This window comes from Mesorhizobium ciceri biovar biserrulae (assembly GCF_001618845.1).
Lineage (GTDB): Bacteria > Pseudomonadota > Alphaproteobacteria > Rhizobiales > Rhizobiaceae > Mesorhizobium > Mesorhizobium ciceri.
This window is the reverse complement of record NZ_CP015064.1, coordinates 1,782,086-1,800,660: the sequence shown is the minus strand read 5'-3', so window position 1 is coordinate 1,800,660 and position 18,575 is coordinate 1,782,086. Positions and strand designations below refer to the sequence as shown.

Sequence of the window (18,575 nt, the reverse complement as noted above, 5' to 3'; positions counted from 1 at the left end):
ACAGAGCCCCTTCAAGCGCTCAAAACGGACAGTTCAGGGGACAAAAGCCGCCGATCAGCCTTTTTGGCTGCGCAACAGCGCTTCGAGCGCGCTGTCACCGCCTTCCGGCAGCATGATACGCACATGAGCGTAGAGATCGCCGTGACCGCCGGCCTTTTCCGGCAGGCCCCTGCCCTTCAGCCGCAGGACCTTGTCGGAGCTCGACCAGGCCGGAATGTTGACCGCGAGCCTGCCGGTCGGCGTCTCGACAGGCACCTTGGCGCCGAGCACGGCATCCGCCAGCGTCACCGGCAGATCGGCGTGCAGGTCGCGGCCTTCGATGCGGTAGCGTGGATGCCGGCGCAGATGGATCTTGACCAGCGCGTCGCCTGGCTGGCCCGGCCCCTGCTCGCCTTGGCCCTTGAGGCGGATGGTCTGGCCATCCTCGACATAGGCCGGCAGCTTGACCGCCACCTTGCGGCCGTCGGGGAACATCGCCGTCACCTTTTCAGCGGTCGCCGCTTCCTCGATGGTGACGTCGAGCGTCACGTTCAGATCGGCAGCGGTCGCCTGCTGGCGGCGATCGCCCATGCCGGGACCGCGCGCGCCGGAAAAAGTGTCGCCAAAAATCTGGCTGAAGATGTCGCTGTTGCCGTCGAACGGATCGCCACCGGGTCGACCGGAGCGGAATTCGAACCGCGAGCCGCCCGGACCTTGCTGCCGGCGAAAGCCGCCAAACGGATCGCCGCCACCGGCAGCGCCCTCAAAGCCCTGGAATCGCGGCTTGCCGTCAGCGTCGATCTCGCCGCGATCGAAAGCGGCGCGATTCTTTTCGTCGCCGACGATCTCGTAGGCCTGGTTGGCCGCGGCGAAACGGTCCTTCGCCTTTGGATCATTCGGATTCTGGTCCGGATGATGCTTTTTGGCGAGTTTCCGGTACGCCGACTTTATGTCTTTGGCCGATGCGTTCCTGGCAACGCCCAGCACCTCATAGGGGTCGCGCATGCTTACTGCCCTGGAGAAGAGTTGAGTCTCTGGTTGCCTCTTATATGCGCTCCCATAGGAAGAAATTCCAGTGCTGGAGCCGCATATCAGACGCGGAAATCAGAGCGCCTTGAAGTCCTGCATGCGCCAGCCGCCGGCGCTGGCCAGGCACAGTTCGCCTTCGAACATGGCAACGCCGTCAAAGCTTTCGCGCGAGGCCTTGAAGCGGCGGCAGGTCTGGCCGTTGTCCTTCAATTCCGCCAGATCGGTGATGGAACCGCGCGAGCCGGTACCGGCATTGGCCCATGGGACGGCCTGCCCGCCGAGTTGCTCGATGTCGGCCGAGGAGACTGCATTGCCGATCGTCGTCTGGTCGGAGTCGCGATCCAGACTGGCCGGCGCGGCCGAGGCCGATGTGCTGCTGGTCAGGATCGAGCGGTCGACTTCGGCTTTTTCCAGGCTGAAGCCGCCGGCGCCACAAGCGGCAAGCGGCAAGGCGACCGCCACGATCGCGGCTTTCGCGCTGGCCGAAGCGATAACGCTCCATTGCCTGCTGTCAAAAGCTTGCGCGATAAGCGACAATCGGCAGCCTCCCCCTTGCTTCGTTAAGAATCTTGGCTTTGTAAGAATCTTCGTGACAATTTGAGAAAAACTATGAGTGACACTGAGTTAACAAGCGGTGACTTTACCGAGGCTGCCGAGCCGTTTCGCCTGTTTGCCGCATGGCTGGACGACGCCACGAAAAGCGAGCCGAACGACCCCAACGGCGTGGCCCTGGCGACCGTCGATACCGACGGCATGCCGGATGTGCGCATGGTTTTGCTCAAGGGGTTCGATGAAAGCGGGTTTGTCTTCTACACGAATTTCGAGAGCGCCAAGGGCCAGGAGATTCTTGGCAGCATGAAGGCGGCGATGTGTTTCCATTGGAAATCACTGCGCCGCCAGGTACGCATTCGCGGACCGGTGGAGATCGTCAGCGACGCCGAAGCCGACGCCTACTATGCGACACGGCCGCGCGGCAGCCGCATCGGCGCATGGGCCTCGAAACAATCGCGGCCGCTGGAAAGCCGCTTTGCGCTGGAGAAGGCAGTGGCCGAATACACGGCACGCTACCCGATCGGCGAGATCCCGCGGCCAAAGCACTGGTCCGGCTTCCGAATCGTGCCCACGACAATCGAGTTCTGGCACGACAGGCCGTTCCGCCTGCACGACCGGCTCGTCTTCAGCCGCAACGCGAAAGGCGACTGGGACAAGACGAGGCTTTATCCCTGAAGAAGAGGCTCAGGCCTTCTTTCTCGTCATGAACGCGGTGAGCGCGGCGCGCGCCTCATCGGACTTCAGGCGCTCGCGAAAATGCTCGCTTTCCTCGCCGATGCGGGCGACGAGGTCGTCGCGCGAGCCGCGCATCAGGTCGCGCGCGATCTTCAACGCCTGCGGCGGCTTGGCCGCGATCTGGCCGGCGGCCGCCAGCACCGAGGCCTCCAGTGCTGCTTCCTCGACCACCTCGTAGATCAGGCCGGCGGCCTTCGCCCGTTCAGCCGAAAAGCCCTCGCCGAGGCCGAGCAGCGCAAAAGCGCCTTGCTGGCCCAGTATGCGCGGCGCCAAAAGGCTCGATCCCGCCTCAGGCACCAGGCCAAGGTCGACGAAAGGTGTCCTGAACACGGTGCGTGGCGTGGCGAAGGTCAGGTCGCAATGCAGGTTGAGCGTCGTGCCGATGCCGACCGCGATGCCGTCGACGCCGGAGACCATGGGTTTCTCGACCTTGGCCAGCGCCATCAGGAAGTCCCAGACTTCGGTGCCGCCGTCACCGCCGGTGGCGATGACCATGAAGTCGGCAAGGTCGTTGCCTGAGGAGAAGGCGCCGGGCACGCCGAGAAAGACATGGACGCGGATCTCCGGGTCGGCGTCGCCTTCAGCCAGACTTTTTGACATTTTCGCATACATGGCGCGCGTCAGCGCGTTCTTCTTGTCCGGCCGGTTCATGCGGATGATCTGGATGGCGCCCTGGCGCTCGACGAGGATATGGTCTGTCACGGTTCTTTCCTTGTGAACGTCAGGCGGAAATCAGCGTTTTTCCGGCAGCGGCGAGGCTTTCGGCGCCATTGATGACGCGCGCCCGCAAAGCGCTGACCTCGCCGAGCAGGTTTTCGGCGAAGAAGCGGCAAAGGGGAATACGGCCTTGATCGGCAAGAGCGCCGCGCGCCAGATAGGCGCCGCCGGCGGCAAGCGAGATCAGCCTGAGATAGGGCGTCGCGCCCGCCAGCGCCTCGTCCGCCCGGCCTTCGGCCGCCAGTTTCTGCAGGAAGCGGGTCGCTTCGCCGAGATCGCCAAGTGCCGCGTCGAGAGCGTCGGCGGTGCGGCCGAAACCCTGCAGGTTCGAGGTCCGCACCGCTGCGGCCATATCAGCCAGTTCGGCGATGTAACCATGCACATGGTTGCCGCCGCCGAGCGGCAGCTTGCGCATCACCAGATCGATCGCCTGGATGCCGTTGGTGCCCTCGTAGATCGGTGCGATGCGCGCATCACGATAGAAGGCGGCCGCTCCCGTCTCCTCGATGAAGCCCATGCCGCCATGAACCTGGAGGCCGAGTGAGGCAACCTCGACGCCGATATCGGTCGAGAAGGCCTTTGCCAGCGGCGTCAGCAGATTGGCGCGGTCGCGCCAGTGTGCCGCCTCGTCACCGGCGGAGACACGGGCCATGTCGATGGCGTGGGCACAGGAATAGCTGATGGCGCGCGCGGTCTGGGTCAGCGCCTTCATGGTCAGCAGGTTACGCTGGACATCGGGGTGATGGACGATCGGCGCCATACCCGTGCCAGTGTAGCTCGCTGCCTTGCCCTGCCGGCGCTCATTGGCATAGGCGATCGCCTTCTGCGTTGCGGCTTCCGCGACCGCTACCCCCTGCATGCCGACACAAAGCCGCGCATTGTTCATCATCGTGAACATGCAGGCGAGGCCCTTGTTCTCCTCGCCGATCAGCCAGCCGATAGCGCCGGGCTTGGCGCCCTGGAAACCGTCGCCATAGATCATGGTGCAGGTCGGCGAGGCATGGATGCCGAGCTTGTGCTCAAGTCCGGAACAAAAGACATCGTTGCGGGCGCCGAGCGCGCCATCGTCGCCGACCAGGAATTTCGGCACCAGGAACAGCGATATGCCGCGCGTGCCGGAGGGCGCATCGGGCAGCCGCGCCAGCACCAGATGGATGATGTTGTCGGTGAAATCGTGCTCGCCATAGGTGATGAAGATTTTCTGGCCGAAGATGCGGTAGCTGCCGTCACCCACCGGCTCCGCGCGGGCACGCAAGGCGGCAAGGTCCGAACCGGCTTGCGGCTCGGTCAGGTTCATCGTGCCCATCCACTCGCCGGAGACGAGCTTTTCGAGATACTTTGCCTTGAGGTCTGTGGAGGCGTGTTTGTCGAGCGCTTCGACAGCGCCCATGGTCAGCGTCGGGCCGATGCCGAAGGCCATGGCGGCGGAGTTCCACATTTCGAGCGCGGCAACGCCAAGCATGGTCGGCAGCGCCTGGCCGCCATATTCCTCAGGCCCGGAGAGCGCGTTCCAGCCGCCATCGATCCAGCGGCGATAGAGTTCCTTCCAGCCGGGTGGTGTGGTGACGGCAGCGTCCTTCAGCACGGCACCTTGCCGATCGCCGATCGTGTAGAGCGGTGCGACCTCTTCAGTGGCGAAGCGGCCGGCCTCGCCAAGAACGGCATCGACCAGGTCATCGCCGAGATCGCCGAACCTGCCGGCATCGAGCGCCGATTTCATGCCGGCGACGTGCTTGAGGGTGAAAGCAATATCCTCGACCGGTGCTCTATACATGCCGCTCACTCCTCCCGATGCATCGGCCCGCCCAACCCTAGAGCCGGTGCCGCTGCAAAACCACCCGCCGTATCAGCGCTCTCCCATCTTCTTTTTACGTAAACGTCAAATTTTGTCACGCGGATTTTGCAATCGCGGCGGCGCGTATTAAGTTCAATCCATGCCGGATCAAGTCGACCGGCGACGGATCAGAACCAGCCAACCGGAACCGCCCATGCTTGCCAGACCCGACGCCTATCGCTGCATCGAATGCGGCCTGCCCTATCGAGCGGAGGGGTTCTGCTACCATGGCGGCAGACTGGACCACGGGGCCGCCTACTGGTCGGATCGCGGCACATTATGCTCGCCGCAATGCTCACTCGCCCACCACCGCAAACGCGCCGCCGAGGGCACGCTGCGGCAAGAGCCGGCTCCGGACCCGTTTGAATTCTAGCAGCTGATGCGTCGCCAGCTTTTCTGAAGTCAGCCCCGAAAGTACTTCCTTAACCATAGCCGTTCAGGATTTGTCTTTGATCAACGGGGATTCCCTGTTTTGAAAAGGACGGCGCGCCTCCTTCGCCGCTTGAAGAGTGTCGTGCCGACGCCCTTCAAGCCATTGTTTCCTCCGCATGTCGTTGCCCCAAAACCGCTGCACACTTTTGGACATGCGCTGGCGCTTCTCGCCTTGGCGGCGACGATGGCGCTGTCCACGGCGGCAAAGGCTTCGGATTTTTCCGAACCCTGGAAGAACGCCGACCGCGCTTTGGTGGTCGATGCCTACGAATACAATTCCATCGATTGGGCGCAGCTCGCCACCGACAAGCGGGTCGTCGGCTTCATCAACAAGGCCTCCGACGGCATGCCGCCGCCCTATTTCTGCCTGGGCAACGACATTGAGGTGAAGCTTTGCAAGGCGCTGTGGAAACGCCATGCGGTGACGCGCGAACTGTTCCAGACGCGCCGGGTGGTGGCCAAGGCACTCGGCCTGAAATGGGGCGCCTATCACCTTGCCCGCCCCGGCAATCCGGTCGAGCAGGCCAACAATTTCCTCGATTTCGCCGAGCCCGCACCAGACGATCTCATGGCTCTCGACATTGAGGGCAATGATCCCTCGCAATGGATGTCGCTCGACGATGCCGAGGAGTTCGTGCGCCAGGTGCATCGGCGCATCGGCCGTTTCCCGGTGCTGTACACCAACGGCAAGACCGCCCAGTACATTGCCGACAACAGCTACCGATACCGGCTCCTGTCGCGGCTGCCGCTCTGGTATGCCCGCTATAAGTCCGACATCGACGTGCATTTTCCGATGGGCAACTGGCAAGGCTACGCACTGTGGCAGTTTTCGGCGCAAGCCAATTGCGGCCGTTTCCGCTGCCCTTACAGGGTTGCCGGCACGCCTAACGACATAGACGTGAATGTCGCGCCGACCGACGCCGCCACGCTGCGCGCGCAATGGCCGTTCGGCGGGCTTATCGACGTGCCGCCGGACTATCTCGCCTCCATACCGCTACCGGTTTCACGCGAGGCCGGCCTCGCCGGCAATGTCACCATCACCTATGCGTCTGTGGCCGCGCCGCCGACTTTCGAGGACATGGTCGCAGCGTTGGGCACACGCTGGTCCCGTTTCCGCGACAGCTTCCGCATGCCGGTCGTGAAGACGGTGCCCCGGAGACCGAGTTTCGGCATTGTACAATATGTCGCCTGGAAGCGGACCGAGCGGCGTTCGCCCGCACAACTCGACGCTGCCTTTGCCGCTGCCGATCCGCTCAGCACCGCTTCCACCGAACTCGATCGCGGCCAGCGGTAAGCCAACGCGGACTTCAGTTTCCCTGTTCGCGCGCCACCGCCTGCCAGCCGATATCGCGGCGGCAGAAACCGTCCGGCCAGTCGATGCGGTCGAGCGCGGCATAGGCTCGTTTCTGCGCCTCGCCGACCGTGGCGCCTGATGCCGTCACGTTGAGGACGCGGCCGCCATTGGCCACCAGCGCGCCGCCATTGATGGCGGTGCCGGCATGGAATATCTGGACGCCGTAGCCCGCCGCATCTTCGACACCGCGGATGACCGAGCCCTTTTCCGGCGTGCCAGGATAGCCTCTCGCCGCCATCACGACGGTCAGTGCCGCCTCGTCGCGCCAGCGCACCGAGGTGTGGGCAAGTTGGCCATCAACTGCCGCATTGAGCAGAACCAGCAGATCGTCCTTCAGCCGCATCATCAGCACCTGGCATTCCGGATCGCCGAAGCGGGTGTTGTATTCGATCAGTCTTGGCCCCTTGTCGGTGATCATCAGCCCGGCAAACAGCACGCCGGAAAAAGGCGCGCCCAGTTCGGCCATGCCGCGCATGGTCGGCTCGATGATCTCACGCATGGTGCGCTCGACCAATTCCGAAGTCATCACCGGTGCCGGCGAATAGGCCCCCATGCCGCCAGTGTTCGGACCGGTGTCGCCGTCGCCGACGCGCTTGTGATCCTGCGCGGTGCCGAAGGGCAGTGCGGTGGTACCGTCGCAGAGGCAGAAGAAGCTCGCCTCCTCGCCGGTCATGAATTCCTCGACCACAACTTCCGCGCCGGCGGCGCCGAAGGAACCATCGAAGCAGGCATCGAGTGCTGCCTGTGCTTCACTGAGCGTCATGGCGACGGTGACGCCCTTGCCGGCAGCGAGCCCGTCGGCCTTGATGACGATCGGCGCCCCGGTCTTTTCGACATAGGCTTTGGCCGAGGCCAGGTCACTGAAACGGCCATAGGCGGCGGTCGGGATGTTGTAGCGGGCGCAGAGGTCCTTGGTGAAACCTTTCGAGCCTTCCAGCTGTGCCGCTGCCTTGGAGGGACCGAAGACGCGGATATTTTCGGCGCGCAGATCGTCGGCAATGCCGGCGACCAGCGGGCCTTCCGGACCGACCACGACGAGGTCGATTTTTTTCTCCCGGCAGAATGCGGTGACCGCGGCGTGATCGGCGATGTCGAGCTTGACCAGTTCGGCCTCGCCGCCAATGCCCGGATTGCCGGGGGCGGCATAAAGCTTCGTCAGCAGCGGCGACGCGGCGATCTTCCAGGCGAGCGCATGTTCGCGGCCGCCGGAGCCCAGAAGAAGAACGTTCATGGCCACCTCTTGATGCCGAAATTCTGCTCTGGCGGCCATCTGATGGCGTTTTCTGCGCTTCCCGTTCTACTGCGTGCAGTAGAACTGAGCTCACGGACCAAATGTCCGCTCCGCTGCGGTTCTCGAAACCACCACCATATGACTCGCCAGAGCGAATTTCGAAACAGTCTCTTGGAGACCCGCTATTGCTCTCCGGGCGACGGGTCAAGGCATCAGGGTGTTTAGATCGCAATTGCGCACGGGAACGTTATCCCCGCCGCCAATTTTCTGGCGATTCGCTAGGCGGAGAAAACCACCGGAAACCAGTCCTCGCGCAGCCTCTCGCCCGGCTGCATGCCATGGCCGTGATAGGGCGGCGAGGTACGGCCCGGCCGCTCGACATAGCGCGCATCGTCACCGACCCAGCGTAGCGACAGCGCCCGGCGCCGCGCCGCGGTCATATTGCCACGCGCGCCATGCGCGGTCCTGAAGTCGAACAGGATGGCGTCGCCCGGCTCCATTTCCCATTCGAGCACCTTCATCGACGGATCCTTGTCGGGATCGGGCACCGGCAGATAGTCGCCCTCGCCGGCATAGAAATTGCTATCGTCGAGCCAGCGCACCGGCAGGATCATCTTGTCCCATTTGTGCGAGCCGGCGATCAGCCGCAGCGTCGCCTCTTTCACCGGGTCGATGGGTATCCAGAAGCTCACCGTCTGCTGGCCATCGACGAAATAGTAGGGGATGTCCTGATGCCAGGGCGTCGGCTTCTGCGTGCCGGGTTCCTTCACCAGCACATGATCATGGAAGAACTGCGCGGTGCGCGACTGCATCACCGCCGCCGCCAGTTCGGCGGCGGGTGAGTCCCGTACCAGGCTGACGAATTCGGGGATGCGCTCCCAGTTGCAGTAGTCATCGAAGAAACTACCGCGACCGTTGGCTATGTCGGATGCGGTGGCGCTGCGGTTCTGCATATTGCGTTCGATGCCGGCGGCAATCGTGTCGACCCAGCCCTTGAAGGCGCCGCGAATGCAAACAGCGCCGTCACGCTGATAATCGGCAATCGTGGACGCGCCGATCCTGGTGGCGTCGAGGGTGGCAGTCCGGGAAGCCATGGCGTTCTCCTCTTGGAATAAAGCCACTATCGCAACAGTCAGTCATTCGGTAAAATAATAACTTTCGATCTGACATATAGAGTGCCCCTATGAGTGTGACTCTCACGCAGCTGCGCTATCTGGTTGCCGTGGCGCGTCACGGCAGCGTCACCGGCGCGGCAAAGATGCTGAACGTCTCTCAGCCTTCGATTTCGGTGGCGATCGACGCGGTTGAAAAGAATTTCGGCCAGAAACTGTTCGTCCGCCAGCGGGGAAGCGGCGTGTCGCCGACATCGTTCGGCCGCGCCGTCGTGGCCAAGGCAAGGCAGGTTCTCACCGAAACGGAGGAACTCATCGGCCTGGGTTCAAGCAAATCGGCTGTCAGCGGTGAGTTGGTGCTGGGATGCTTTGAGGATCTGGCGCCTTTCTTCGCGCCGGCTTTGATCCGCGCCTTCTCCGAAAACTATCCAGCCGTCAAAATCGTCGTTCGCGACGAGACGTTCGAGACGCTGGGACGACGGCTGGGTGATGCGGCCATCGATCTTGGCCTGACCTATGATCTCAGCCTGCCGACGCATTTCGCCCGCATCCTGCTGCGCGAACTTCGCCCGCACGCGCTGTTGCCGGCAGGCCATGCCCTGGCGGATCGCCCGTCGGTCAGCCTTGCCGATCTGGCTGCCTATCCGCTGATCACCACCGACCAGCCGCACAGCTGGCAGCATATGCTAGACCTGTTCCGCAGCCGCGGCCTTTCGCCTGTGGCCGATACGACGACAAGCTCGTTCGAACTGCAACGGAGCATGGTCGCCAACGGCTTCGGCGTTGCGGTCAGCTACACCCGCCCGCATGGCGACCGCAGCTATGACGGGCTGCCGCTCATCTGCAAGCCGCTGTCGGATCCGCTGCCCATGCAGCGGATCCTGCTTACCTATGACACGCATCAGCGTGTGTCGAATGCAGCGCTGGCCTTCGTCGAGGTGGCCAAGGACTGGTTCGCCACCCGCGACATCTTTGCCTCGTGAAAGGCTGACGGGCGCCGCGTCTCCGCTTGCCGCTTGACGGTTTCCGCCGCTGCTGCCACTCCATGGGCATGGAAACCATCCAGTCGAAAGCGGCCCAGGGCCGTGTCGCCGATGCGCCGAACGGCCATTGGGTCTACCGCGTGCTGCCGCGCTCGATATGGCCCTATGCGCAGCTTGCCCGATGGGACAGGCCGATAGGCTGGCAACTGCTGCTGTGGCCGTGCTGGTGGTCGGCGGCCTTGGCGGCGAGCGCCTATCCGCGTCCGGGCGACCCGCTGCTCTCGCTGCTGCCGGCGCCTTTGTATCTCGTGCTTTTCCTGATCGGGGCCATCGCCATGCGCGGCGCCGGCTGCACCTACAACGACCTCGTCGACGAGGACATCGACAACCAGGTGGAGCGCACGCGCTCGCGACCGCTGCCGTCAGGCAAGGCGACGCGCCGGCGGGCATGGCTGTTTCTCGTCCTGCAGGCCCTGGTCGGCCTCGTCGTGCTCATCCAGTTCAACAGCTTTGCCGTCCTGCTCGGCATCTGCTCACTGGCGGTCATCGCCATATATCCGTTCATGAAGCGGATAACCAACTGGCCGCAACTGGTGCTCGGCCTTGCTTTTTCCTGGGGCGCGCTGATGGGATGGGCGGTCGAGTTCGGCGATCTCGATGGGCCTGCTGTCATGCTCTATATCGGCTCGATCCTGTGGGTGATCGGATACGACACGATCTACGCGCACCAGGACAAGGAAGATGACGCCATTGTCGGCGTGCGCTCGACGGCACGCCTGTTCGGCGACAACACCAAGGCCTGGCTGGCCGGACTTTATGGCGGCGCGCTGATCTGCTTCGCCATCGCCTTCGCGTCGGCGCAGGCGCCGGTGGTGGCGCTGGCCGGGCTGATCGCCGCCGGCACCCATATGGCGCGGCAGATCGCCGTGTTGGACATCGACAATCCGGACCAATGCCTGCGCCTGTTCAGGTCGAACAACCAGGTCGGCTGGCTGATCTTCCTCGGCCTGATCGGCGGCGCTGTGTGGGTGGCTCTGAAGCCGCTGGTTTAGCGGGCTTTTTCCCTTCTCCCCTTGTGGGAGAAGGTGGATTGGCGCGCAGCGCCAAGACGGTTGAGGGGTGCTGGACGGAGTGCCGGCGTTGCCAAGCTGGAACACCCCTCATCCGACCGAGCTTCGCTCGGCCACCTTCTCCCACAGGGGGAGAAGGAAGATCCATCCTAATCCCTCGAAATAATCTCCTGGCCGTCGATGACCAGCCTGAGACCGAGGTCGCCAGCTCTGCGGCGAGCGAGGAAACGCGGGCGGCGCGTGTTCGAAATCCGCCCCTTGCGCCGATCCTGCGGCGGCAGCGTCTTGATGGCGGCGCCGAGCGATTCTTCCAGGGTGCGGGCAACGCCGTCCGATTCGATGAGCAGCATCGGCAGGCGGTAAGCGTCGGCCCAGGCGCGCCAGTCGGCGGCGACATCGTCGAGATCGTCGGCCACCAGCAGCGGCACCGACAGCATCGGGTCGTTGTGCAGGAGTTCCAAGGTCACCGTGACATTGCCGTCCGGATCCTCCATGGCGCGGGCGGCAACGCCGCGGAACGCATTGGAGGGCAGAACGATGATCGCGGGCAGGCCGCTCATCTCGAGCAAGCGGCGGATCACGGCGCCGCGCTGGTCGATGGTGAAGGTTACATCGCCGTAGTCGTCGCGAGTCGCGTAGCTCACCACTTGCGGCAGGCGAAATGGGTCGAGACGCATGTTGCGTCCCGCCCAGACTGGCTTCAGTCCGGTGTTCATAGAGTGGCCTTCCTGTCTGTCTCCTGAGAGCCGGTGTCCGGTTCTCTCCGGGCCGGTTTTTCCAGCCTCGTTTGTATGGAGACAGTAGCGCGGGCTCCTTACCGCCCCGCTTAAGAAAGTCGGTTAAATTTTGCTGATCTCAGGGATGGTTATCGGAATCCCACCAACCACAAGATGTCGAAAGGATCAGATAACCTTACCCGGATTCATGATGCCGGCCGGGTCGAAAGCGGCCTTCACCCTTCGCATCAGATCGATCGCCATCGGCGGCGCGGTGGCGATCAGTTCGTCGCGCTTCAACTGGCCGATGCCATGCTCGGCCGAGATCGAACCGTGCAGGCTGCGCACCACATCGTGCACCGCCTTGTTCATGGGGTGATAGAGAGCGAGGAACGCCTCATCGTCGCCGTCGACGGGCCGCGAAATGTTGTAGTGGAGATTGCCGTCGCCCATATGGCCGAAGCAGACCACGCGCGCGCCGGCGCTCACCGACGCCACCGCGCCGGCGGCTTCTTCGATGAAACGCGGGATCGATGCGATAGGCACCGAAATGTCGTGCTTGATCGAGGCGCCCTCCGGTTTCTGCGCCTCGGGCAGCAACTCACGGTAATTCCAGAAGGCATCGCCCTGCGCGAGACTCGCGGCAATGACGGCGTCGCCGACGAATTCCTGTTCGAGGCCAGCCGACAGCACATCCTCGATCAACGCTCTCGAATCTTCCGACGAACGGCCTGATGAAATCTGCATCAGCACGTACCACGGCCAGTCCTCGATCAGCGGCCGCACCACACCCTGGGCATGCGCCAGGGTGAAATCATATGGCCGCCTGCCGATCAGTTCGAAAGCGGTGAGTGCTGCCCCGGCACGGTCCATGGCCAGGCCGAACAGCGAAAGTGCCGCCTCGGGCGACGACAGGCCGACGAAGGCGACTTCGCGCCCCTTCGGTTTCGGGAACAGCTTCAGCACGGCGGCGGTGATGACGCCGAGCGTGCCTTCGGCCCCGACGAACAGGTTTTTCAGATCGTAGCCGGTGTTGTCCTTCTTCAGCTTGCGCAGGTCGTCGAACACCTCGCCGGTCGGCAGCACCACCTCGACACCGAGGCAAAGTTCACGCGCATTGCCGTAGGCAAGCACGCCGGTGCCGCCGGCATTGGAGGAAAGATTGCCCCCGATCTGGCAGGAGCCTTGCGCGGCCAGCGACAGCGGGAACAGCCGGTCGGCGGCGTCGGCTGCCTCCTGCAGCGTCTGCAGGATGACACCGGCTTCTACTGTTACGGTGTTGGACTGCACATCGATCTCGCGGATGCGGTTCAGCCGCGACAGCGACAGGACGATTTCGTGCCCGGACCTGTCCGGCACCTGCGCGCCGACCAGCCCGGTGTTGCCGCTTTGCGGCACGATCGGCGTTCCCGTCTCGGTCGCCAGCCGCATGATCCGGCTGACCTCGTCGACGCTGCCCGGCCGCAGCACCAGCGACGTCGCGCCGTGCCAGAGCCCACGTCGCTCAATGAGGTAGGGCGCGATGTCCTGCTGATCACGCAGCGCATATCTGTCGCCGACGATCGCAGCGAAGCGATCGATGAGGGCGGGATCGAGTGTCTTTGTGATTTCGATCATGGGGGAAACTATGTTGCGGGTTGCGTGATGTCACGAGGGGCGGCTGCACGCGACAGCCGATCGTTGATTGCTTCGCCGAGCCCGTCGCAGGGAATAGGCTCGACGGCGATGGTGCGCGCGCCGCTGCGGTCGAGTGCCTGCATATAGGCGAACAGATTGCTCGCCGCTTCGCGCAGGTCCCCGGTTTCGGACAAATTGAGGAAGGCTTCGGCGCGGCGCCAGCCGTCCGCCCGTTGGCTGCCGAAGCCGAGCAAAGCCTCGCCCTCGCCGACCGTGCCGGCATTGAGCCGCATCGCAGCACCTGGCGCATAGTGCGAGGCAAGCATACCCGGCGCCTCGATACTGGCGGTGCCGCCGCGCAACAATTCCATGCCGATGGCGGCCTCGATCTCCTCGGCGGCGATGCCGCCGGGCCTCAGCAGCCGCATTCTTTCCCCCTCGGCCTTGAGAATCGTCGATTCCAGCCCGACCGGGGTCGCGCCGCCATCGACCACCAGCTTTATCCGCGCACCGAGATCGGCTGCCACCGCTTGCGCGGTCGTTGCGCTGATCCTGCCGGATGAATTGGCGCTGGGCGCGGCAAGCGGGCGGCCGAGCCTGGCGATCAGATCGCTACCAAAGCCCCTCGGCATGCGCAAGGCGATTGTATCGAGCCCGGCGGTGACCAGCGGATGGATGCCGTTGCCGGGCCGTTGCGGCAGCACCAGCGTCAGCGGACCGGGCCAGAACGCCAGCGCCAGTTTCCTGGACAGCGGATCGAACAGCGCGAGGCGCTCGGCCATCGCCATGTCGGCGACATGGGCGATCAGCGGGTTGAAGCGCGGCCGCCCCTTGGCTTCGAAGATGCGCGCGACGCCGATGCCGTTGGTCGCGTCGCCGGCCAGCCCGTAGACGGTTTCCGTCGGGATGGCGACGACATCGCCCTCCCTGAGCAGCGCCAGCGCCCGCTCCAGCGCCTCGCCCGAGCCAAGTATTTCAGCCACTCTCGTCACCTCACAGATGCGGGGTGCGTAGTACGATGGCGGCCATTGGGCAAGTCGGCTGTTGGGTAACCGTTTGTTGGCGAGCAGGAGCATTGGCGATTTATCAATCCCTAAAATGCTATGTTTCCGCGAAAGCCGGCATCAATTCCGGCCTGCTATCGAACAGCTTCTGGGCAAAGGGGCGATATCGGTGTCTGCGCGTATCCTGCTGGGTATCATTCTTGCTGTTGCGGCCGGCGAAGCCCAGGCGTCATCCCTGGTTTTTCCAGGCACGCCATCCTCCACACCATCGATCGTCAGGATCGGCGCTCCCAACCAGCCTGGAACCGTCGATGCGGTCAACACCAGCGATGCGCGATCGGTGATGGCAATAGGGGAAGCGCCCGACGTCACCGATGAAAAGGTAGCGGCGATCCCGGACAAGCCCGCGACCGGACACGGCTTCCAGCCAGGCCCGATGGTCATCCGTGGCGGCGTTACGGGTCCCGATTTCCCGGCACCCGCGCCAACCGCTGCACCAGCGACCGGTGCCGCGCCGGCCGCTGGCACCGCGCCGGCAACGGCCACCGCTTCCGCTGCCCCCTCAGGGAACGCCGAGAACAAACCCGCCCCGCCGAGCGCTCCGGCCCCGGCAGCAGGGCAGCGCATGCCTCCCAACGGCTACACCAAGTAGCCTCGGCTCAAAGACAGCCGACATCGATGGCGTGACTTGACGGCGATCTGGCGCCCGGCGCACCATTGCCAGGCAGTCCCCGTTCCAGGCATTTCTGGCAGACGGGATTTCATCACTAGGGGTAGAGGGGGGTCCATGAGAAAATCTGGAATCGTAACCGGAGCAGGCCTATTGCTGGCGTCACTGCTTGGCGTCGTCGCGGCTCATGCCGACGACATGCTGGGATCCTATGTCGCGCGCATTTCCGATCGGGATCATCAGGCGAGTGACGGCTACGCGCTGGACAATGCCGCGCAGATGGTGCGGCAGGACCGCGCCAACTGGCACAAATTCCACCGCCGTGACAGCGACGACGAGGCTGATGGCTGGTTCAGGACCAACGACCAGCGCGCCGACCTGCAGCGCATGCTGGAACGCGGCGGCGCGATGAGTTCCTCGACCAAGCGCGCCATCGTCAATGGCGAACCGCTGATCCAGGTCGATGTCTACGAAAACAGCGTGCGCGTCAGCATTCTCGAGAACTGACGGGCCGTCGCCGGGGCGGCTGACAGTCGGCTTCGGGGACGGCTGATAGGAAAAGGCGGCGCCTCGGCGCCGCCTTGCCATCGATAGACTCGGCGGCTGAAAAGATCAGGCCGCTTCTTCCTTGTCGTCGTCGTCTTCTTCTTCGGACTCGTCGCCTTCAGCCTTCACGCTGTCCTCGGCGTCGTCTTCGTCCTCGTCTTCATCTTCGTCGTCATCCGAGAGCGTGGCAGCTTCGGTGGACTCTTCGCCTTCTTCATCGTCGCCGTCTTCGTCGTCATCAGACAGGTCAGCGGCTTCGATCGCTGCGGCGGCGGCATGATCGAGAATGGTTTCGGAAGCGGATTCAAGCGCCTCGGCGGGAGTTTCTTCTGTCACTTCGATTTCGTGATCGGAATTCATGGAAGCCTCCGTGGGGTTGGGGAACATGTCCCTTTTGCCACGGAGAGATCATCGCCATATGACTGTAAGCCGGCTCGAACGGCCGGTAGCAGAGAATATTTTCTTCGCCTTAACCTGCGATCCTGGAGAAATCCGCGACCTGACCGGTGGCCGTGCGGATGCGGGCGAGCAGCGCCAGGCGGTTGGCACGCACCGCCTGATCCTCATCGTTTACAAGAACATGCTCAAAGAATGAATCAACCGGCTCGCGCAACACGCTAAGCGCCAGCAAGGCGCCGGAAAAATCATCGTTTTGAATCGCTTCGCCGGCTTGCTTCTCAGCCTGGTTCACCGCCGCAAACAGCGATTTCTCGGTATCCGCGCGAAACAGCGCCGGCTCAACGGTTTCGGCGACCGCCGTTTTCTTTTTCTCCTCGGCAGCCAGAATGTTGGCCGCGCGCTTGGTGCCGGCGAGCAGGTTCTTGCCGTCCTCGGTGTCGAGGAAGGAGCCGAGCGCCTCGACGCGGCGCACGATCTGCAAGAGGTCGTCGGACTGCGGCGTGATGACGGCATCGATGAGATCGTGCCGGGCGCCCTGATCGCGGAGGTAGACTTTCAGGCGGTCGTGGAAGAAGGACAGAAGGTCAGACGCTTTCCCGACGATGGCTGCCAGCGCCAGTCGAATATCATTCTCGACCAATATTCTAACCACACCCAGCGCCGCTCTACGCAGCGCATAGGGATCCTTCGACCCAGTCGGCTTTTCGTCGATTGCCCAGAAACCGACCAGCGTATCGAGCTTATCGGCAAGCGCCACTGTGATCGAAACCGGATCGCTCGATACGCGATCGGACGGGCCTTGCGGCTTGTAGTGTTCCTCCGCTGCAGCGGCGACCGATGCATGCTCGCCCTGAAGCAGCGCATATTTGCGGCCCATGGCGCCTTGCAGTTCCGGGAACTCGCCGACGACTTCGGTGGTGAGGTCGGCCTTGGCCAGGACAGCGGCGCGGCCCACCAACGCGGGATCGGCGCCGACGATCGGAGCCACTTCTTCCGCCAATCGCTTGATCCGCTCCACCCGTTCGCCCTGCGTGCCGAGCTTGGCGTGGAAAGTGACGCCGAGATGGTCGAGGCGGGCCATGCGCTGGTCGAGCGGCTTCTTGAGATCAAGCCCGAATTTTTCCGCCGATGCCTCGAGCTCGCGCAGGTCGGGCAAATCGCCCTGGTCGGTCGTCCAGAAATAAAGCGCGTCGGACAGACGGGCGCGCACCACCTTGCCGTTGCCGTGGGCGATCTCCTTGCCGCCATCCCTGGCTTCGATGTTGGCGGTGAGGATGAAGCGGTTGGAAAGCGCGTCGTCGACACCCTGCGGCCGTGTCACAAAGCACTTCTGGTTGGCGCGGATGGTCAGTCGGATCACTTCGGCTGGAATGGCGAGGAATGCCTCCTCGAACTCGCCCATCAGCACGACAGGCCATTCGACCAGCCCGGACACCTCCTCCAGCAGCCCTTCGTCCTCGACCAGGTCGAGCCCGTTGGCGAAGGCGAGATTGCGGGCGTCGGCAAGGATGATCTCCTTGCGGCGGTCGGCATCGAGCACGACCTTGGCCGCTTCCAGTTTGGAAACATAGTCGTCGAAGCGGCGCACCGTGATCGCATCAGGCGCATGAAAACGGTGGCCATAGGTGATGTTGCCGGAGCGGATGCCGTCGATCTCGAAATCGACCACGACAGGCTCCTCGGTCTCCGGGCCGAAGGTGCACAGGATCGATTGCAGCGGGCGCACCCAGCGCAATGAACCGGGCTTGGCCGAGGCCGGCCCCCAGCGCATCGATTTCGGCCACGGGAAATTGCGGATGATATCAGGCACCAGGTCCGCGATGATCTGTTCGGCCGCCCTGCCCGGCTTCGAAATGTGGGCGACATAAAAATCGCCCTTCTTCGGATCGGAATGGACATGCGCCTCGGCGATCGAGGAAAGTCCGGCCTTGCGCAGGAAGCCCTGGACCGCCTGTTCGGGCGCCGATGTCGAAGGCCCCTTGATCTCTTCGTTTATATCCTTCGAGCGCGCGGTGAGACCCCTGATGTCGAGGGTCAGCCGCCGCGGCGTCCAGTACTCGCGCGCCGCCTCATAGGTCAGCCCCGCCTCGACCAGGCTGTCGGTCAGCATCTTCCTGAGATCGCCAGCCGCCTTGCGCTGCATGCGGGCGGGAATCTCTTCCGAGCGGAGTTCTAGAAGCAGGTCGGGCATGGATGGGGCTCACGCGGCAAAATGGTCCGGGCGGGGGCATAGCAACTCGGCTGGCCGCTGTCACCCTTTCCGCACGGGGATCGCCGATTTGCGCCCGTTTCCAGAAATTTTGGCCATCCTGTCGGGACGAGACCGCGCCACCCGTCCTTGGATCAAAGATTTCCATGAACCGAACGCAGCGCTGAAGCGACCCACGCTCAGGCAGGGAACATTTGGCTCAACGACCATGAAAACGGCATCCAGACTTCTGCAGATCCTCGCACTCGGCGCCTGCTTCACCGCGCAGGCTCACGGTGCCTTCTCGATGCCGGGCGTTCGACAGGCATTGCGCACAATCGACGGTGCCAGCAGCCAGAACATATTGCCGATCAAAGTTTCCTTCGAGATGACGAAGCGGGCCTGAG

The 18,575-nt window shown here is 63.6% G+C and carries 19 protein-coding genes; 8 read left to right on the top strand and 11 right to left on the bottom strand.

The genetic code is table 11. The annotated features are described in order from the left end of the window. Positions 1 to 54: 54 nt before the first annotated feature. Both A4R29_RS08000 and A4R29_RS07995 read right to left on the bottom strand, forming a co-directional pair. Positions 55 to 984 carry a DnaJ C-terminal domain-containing protein gene (locus A4R29_RS08000; RefSeq protein WP_063171649.1) on the bottom strand — a complete coding sequence of 310 codons (930 nt, stop codon included), beginning with the start codon at positions 982 to 984 and terminating at the stop codon, positions 55 to 57. 99 nt (positions 985 to 1,083) lie between these two features. Further along, the gene (locus A4R29_RS07995) at positions 1,084 to 1,545 is read right to left on the bottom strand and encodes an RT0821/Lpp0805 family surface protein (protein ID WP_013532805.1); all 462 of its coding nucleotides are present in this window, start codon (positions 1,543 to 1,545) and stop codon (positions 1,084 to 1,086) included. Positions 1,546 to 1,617: 72 nt separating this feature from the next. Between A4R29_RS07995 and pdxH the strand changes: the two genes are divergently transcribed. Then, on the top strand, positions 1,618 to 2,235 hold the full coding sequence (gene pdxH, locus A4R29_RS07990) for a pyridoxamine 5'-phosphate oxidase (protein ID WP_063171648.1): 618 nt from the start codon (positions 1,618 to 1,620) through the stop codon (positions 2,233 to 2,235). 9 nt (positions 2,236 to 2,244) lie between these two features. Here the strand turns inward: pdxH and A4R29_RS07985 are convergent, their stop codons facing one another. After that, on the bottom strand, positions 2,245 to 2,997 hold the full coding sequence (locus tag A4R29_RS07985; RefSeq protein WP_024503596.1) for a crotonase/enoyl-CoA hydratase family protein: 753 nt from the start codon (positions 2,995 to 2,997) through the stop codon (positions 2,245 to 2,247). Positions 2,998 to 3,016: 19 nt separating this feature from the next. Further along, entirely contained in the window at positions 3,017 to 4,786 is a 1,770-nt protein-coding gene (locus A4R29_RS07980) for an acyl-CoA dehydrogenase family protein (protein ID WP_063171647.1), read from the bottom strand. A 214-nt stretch (positions 4,787 to 5,000) separates the two neighbouring features. Here A4R29_RS07980 and A4R29_RS32880 point away from each other — a divergent pair, with 214 nt between their 5' ends. Both A4R29_RS32880 and A4R29_RS07975 read left to right on the top strand, forming a co-directional pair. After that, complete coding sequence (locus A4R29_RS32880; protein WP_082827546.1) at positions 5,001 to 5,219, top strand: hypothetical protein; 219 nt, start codon at positions 5,001 to 5,003, stop codon at positions 5,217 to 5,219. A gap of 243 nt (positions 5,220 to 5,462) precedes the next feature. Beyond that, positions 5,463 to 6,572 carry a glycoside hydrolase family 25 protein gene (locus A4R29_RS07975; RefSeq protein ID WP_063173620.1) on the top strand — a complete coding sequence of 370 codons (1,110 nt, stop codon included), beginning with the start codon at positions 5,463 to 5,465 and terminating at the stop codon, positions 6,570 to 6,572. A 13-nt stretch (positions 6,573 to 6,585) separates the two neighbouring features. Here A4R29_RS07975 and purD read toward each other — a convergent pair whose 3' ends face one another. After that, a complete protein-coding gene (gene purD / locus A4R29_RS07970) occupies positions 6,586 to 7,863 on the bottom strand; it encodes a phosphoribosylamine--glycine ligase (RefSeq protein ID WP_063171646.1) in 1,278 nt (425 codons plus the stop codon). Positions 7,864 to 8,141: 278 nt separating this feature from the next. Then, on the bottom strand, positions 8,142 to 8,957 hold the full coding sequence (locus A4R29_RS07965; protein WP_013532814.1) for a phytanoyl-CoA dioxygenase family protein: 816 nt from the start codon (positions 8,955 to 8,957) through the stop codon (positions 8,142 to 8,144). A gap of 89 nt (positions 8,958 to 9,046) precedes the next feature. On the opposite strand from A4R29_RS07965, the gene A4R29_RS07960 reads away from it, so the two are divergent. Both A4R29_RS07960 and ubiA read left to right on the top strand, forming a co-directional pair. Next, complete coding sequence (locus A4R29_RS07960; protein ID WP_063171645.1) at positions 9,047 to 9,958, top strand: LysR family transcriptional regulator; 912 nt, start codon at positions 9,047 to 9,049, stop codon at positions 9,956 to 9,958. Positions 9,959 to 10,026: 68 nt separating this feature from the next. Next, the gene (gene ubiA, locus A4R29_RS07955) at positions 10,027 to 11,010 is read left to right on the top strand and encodes a 4-hydroxybenzoate octaprenyltransferase (RefSeq protein WP_063173619.1); all 984 of its coding nucleotides are present in this window, start codon (positions 10,027 to 10,029) and stop codon (positions 11,008 to 11,010) included. Between the two features lie 167 nt (positions 11,011 to 11,177). Here the strand turns inward: ubiA and A4R29_RS07950 are convergent, their stop codons facing one another. The 3 genes from A4R29_RS07950 to A4R29_RS07940 all read right to left on the bottom strand — a co-directional run bounded on the left by A4R29_RS07950 (position 11,178) and on the right by A4R29_RS07940 (position 14,344). Then, a complete protein-coding gene (locus A4R29_RS07950; RefSeq protein ID WP_024502652.1) occupies positions 11,178 to 11,744 on the bottom strand; it encodes a DUF6101 family protein in 567 nt (188 codons plus the stop codon). Positions 11,745 to 11,930: 186 nt separating this feature from the next. Next, positions 11,931 to 13,361 carry an FAD-binding oxidoreductase gene (locus tag A4R29_RS07945; RefSeq protein ID WP_063171644.1) on the bottom strand — a complete coding sequence of 477 codons (1,431 nt, stop codon included), beginning with the start codon at positions 13,359 to 13,361 and terminating at the stop codon, positions 11,931 to 11,933. 8 nt (positions 13,362 to 13,369) lie between these two features. Further along, on the bottom strand, positions 13,370 to 14,344 hold the full coding sequence (locus tag A4R29_RS07940; protein ID WP_063171643.1) for an L-threonylcarbamoyladenylate synthase: 975 nt from the start codon (positions 14,342 to 14,344) through the stop codon (positions 13,370 to 13,372). A gap of 190 nt (positions 14,345 to 14,534) precedes the next feature. Between A4R29_RS07940 and A4R29_RS07935 the strand changes: the two genes are divergently transcribed. Then, the gene (locus A4R29_RS07935; protein WP_063173618.1) at positions 14,535 to 15,017 is read left to right on the top strand and encodes a hypothetical protein; all 483 of its coding nucleotides are present in this window, start codon (positions 14,535 to 14,537) and stop codon (positions 15,015 to 15,017) included. A 135-nt stretch (positions 15,018 to 15,152) separates the two neighbouring features. After that, the gene (locus tag A4R29_RS07930) at positions 15,153 to 15,542 is read left to right on the top strand and encodes a hypothetical protein (RefSeq protein ID WP_024502648.1); all 390 of its coding nucleotides are present in this window, start codon (positions 15,153 to 15,155) and stop codon (positions 15,540 to 15,542) included. A gap of 105 nt (positions 15,543 to 15,647) precedes the next feature. Here the strand turns inward: A4R29_RS07930 and A4R29_RS07925 are convergent, their stop codons facing one another. Beyond that, complete coding sequence (locus A4R29_RS07925) at positions 15,648 to 15,941, bottom strand: hypothetical protein (protein WP_063171642.1); 294 nt, start codon at positions 15,939 to 15,941, stop codon at positions 15,648 to 15,650. Between the two features lie 109 nt (positions 15,942 to 16,050). Further along, entirely contained in the window at positions 16,051 to 18,171 is a 2,121-nt protein-coding gene (gene glyS, locus A4R29_RS07920; RefSeq protein ID WP_063171641.1) for a glycine--tRNA ligase subunit beta, read from the bottom strand. Between the two features lie 88 nt (positions 18,172 to 18,259). Between glyS and A4R29_RS34070 the strand changes: the two genes are divergently transcribed. Continuing rightward, entirely contained in the window at positions 18,260 to 18,574 is a 315-nt protein-coding gene (locus tag A4R29_RS34070) for a hypothetical protein (RefSeq protein WP_145923741.1), read from the top strand. The last annotated feature ends 1 nt before the right edge of the window (position 18,575 follow it).